The organism is Litorimonas sp. (assembly GCA_029936425.1).
GTDB lineage: Bacteria > Pseudomonadota > Alphaproteobacteria > Caulobacterales > Maricaulaceae > Litorimonas.
In genome coordinates this window covers 1-2179 of record JAPYSU010000068.1, presented here as the reverse complement: position 1 = coordinate 2179, position 2179 = coordinate 1, and the positions used below count along the sequence as shown (strand labels likewise).

Here is a 2179-nt window from a genome sequence, read left to right as displayed (position 1 = left end):
CGCGTAAATCCGGCCCAACCTCAGCTCCAGCTTCGCCAATCGCAGATATGAAAAAACTTGGCCGCTCAGCAACTCCCCGCTCGTCCAATATTCATTGGTTGCCAAGGTCGATGCCAAGAGATAGTTGGATCTGGCCGCCCACAACAAAACAACCTCGGTATACGCATGAGCCAAAAAGTTCAATGCAGCATAAAGGTCCTGCTCATATCCCTTTTGGTAAAGCCCATGCAAGGATTTTCCAAGGAGCTTAATAGCTTCGTAGGGTTTGCCGGATTCCAGCCTCTTCGCGCCACGTTTAACCCACATTCGTGCGGCATTTGAGCGTCCTTCGCGGTCCGAATAGCTTTGGGTGACATAATCGAGAAGCTCCTCGTAGCTCTCGCTATCGCCAAGTAATCCGTCAAGTTCAAGGACCAAGTTGTAAAGCTCCGAGTGAGCGAAGCCAATTAACCCTTCACCCTTTTGGAAGATTTCAAGCAATGAGGCAAAGATCGGATCAGCTTCCTCTGGAGCTTCAACTGATTGTAAATTCATTAACTGAATATAGGCCTCACCCATGAGCGAATTACTCGGGCGTTCCTCTATGTCGACAATCGAATCCAAAGCTTTGCGAACCTGATCGCGCAGGGACGCTAGCTCTGCCTTATCACCTTGCATCCGGATCCTGAAAGCACTTGAGTAAAGGCCGAAAAGAGTGACGATGTCGCCCCACTGCGAGGCATGGTCCAGCTCTTGTGCCACCTCCAAACTCGATAGAAACTCCTCTCGAAAGAGATCGAAATCCTCGAACCACCAATAGGCCGCCCAGGAGTATTGGTAGTGAGCTTTAAACTTTTGAAACACAGTTCCGAATTTCTCTGCAGTCTTAACCGCCCGATCAAAACGACCACGCGTTTCAATTTCAGGATTTTCCAGCTCTTTGGAGAGGATCGCAGCCTCAAGAAACTCGCTGACTTCTTCCGTGGAAATCTCAGAAGGGTTGACCTCAGATTTGATGTGCTCCTCAATCTCTTTTAGTCGCAATTCCCGTGCATAGTCTGCGGTACCGGTTTGAACCTCCCTCCGCCAATTCACTTCTATGCCAAGGGTATCGATCGCCATTTCTTCAAGGCGACACGAAAAGACCTGATCAAGGATCCAAGAGCGATCTAGGATCCGGACATCGATTCCAGTCTCTTTCGCCAGCTCGTCTTCAAGATCACTTCGCTGGTTACTCTTTGTGAATTGATTTGTTACGAAAAAGGCCTTTGCGTAATCCCTATCCGTATTCTTGATCTTCCGAATATCCCGCCGACACTTTGGTTTCCACTCTTCTTGAGTACTGACGGCAAATGCCCATCGCTCCTTGTGCGAACTCTCATTCAAACCAACAAACCAGCACAGTTTAGATTGTTCACTGACAGGGAAGGTTTGCGAATCAACTTTGCCATCCCCGCCAGCAACGGGACCAGTTTGCTCTAGGAGATTTGGGCATATCACCCGCTCACAAAGCTGTTTCGCGAACCCCTCAAACGCCAACTCTTTATTTCTGCGATTGAGAGTGTCGAGCTGATATTCGAGGAATCCACGATCAAGTTTCCCCACCTCTCGACTTACAGAATCTGAAAAGCGCTCGGGACGCCGCTCTTTCATGAATTGCCGTGGTGAGAAATTCGGATCAGATGGTGCTTGCTCTGTCATGAAGGCTCCAATAACGGTGTAACGGGCGCCCTGAAAGCACCAACCTTAAAAGCTCTGGTCGACGTTATCACTCTGACTTTGCTGCGTGAACCTAGAGCACTTTCGTAGAAACGGTAAGACGGGACCTTTCACGGATTTCTTGCTAAAGGCAAATGTTCGCTTTTCTCTAAAATGGAGGCATGGCGCCATCGAACTTAATAAAAAACCCGCCGAAGCGGGTCTTGAAGGTCTATTTCGATTTTCGACAGTCTTGTTGATCCGCCAGGCGACAAATCTCTTGCCACTGAAGTCGGCGCTGATAGATCACAAAGCCGGTACCGACTGTGCCTACCAGGGTAAGGACGATTCCAAACATGAGAAAAACTGACATGGCATTGCCCATCATTGTTTACCTCTTGTTATTGGAGCGGAACGCTTACTGACAGTCAAGTTCAGGCGCTGACTGCGCAGCACCAGAAGATCCTGGATCAGCTCATGCCCTGCGAGATCGCGAGCCATC

1 pseudogene is annotated in these 2179 nt (G+C 49.2%); it reads right to left on the bottom strand.

The features are described from left to right. Positions 1-1680: pseudogene (locus ACN0IC_RS15095) on the bottom strand (hypothetical protein); the annotation flags it as partial. Positions 1681-2179: the final 499 nt, after the last annotated feature.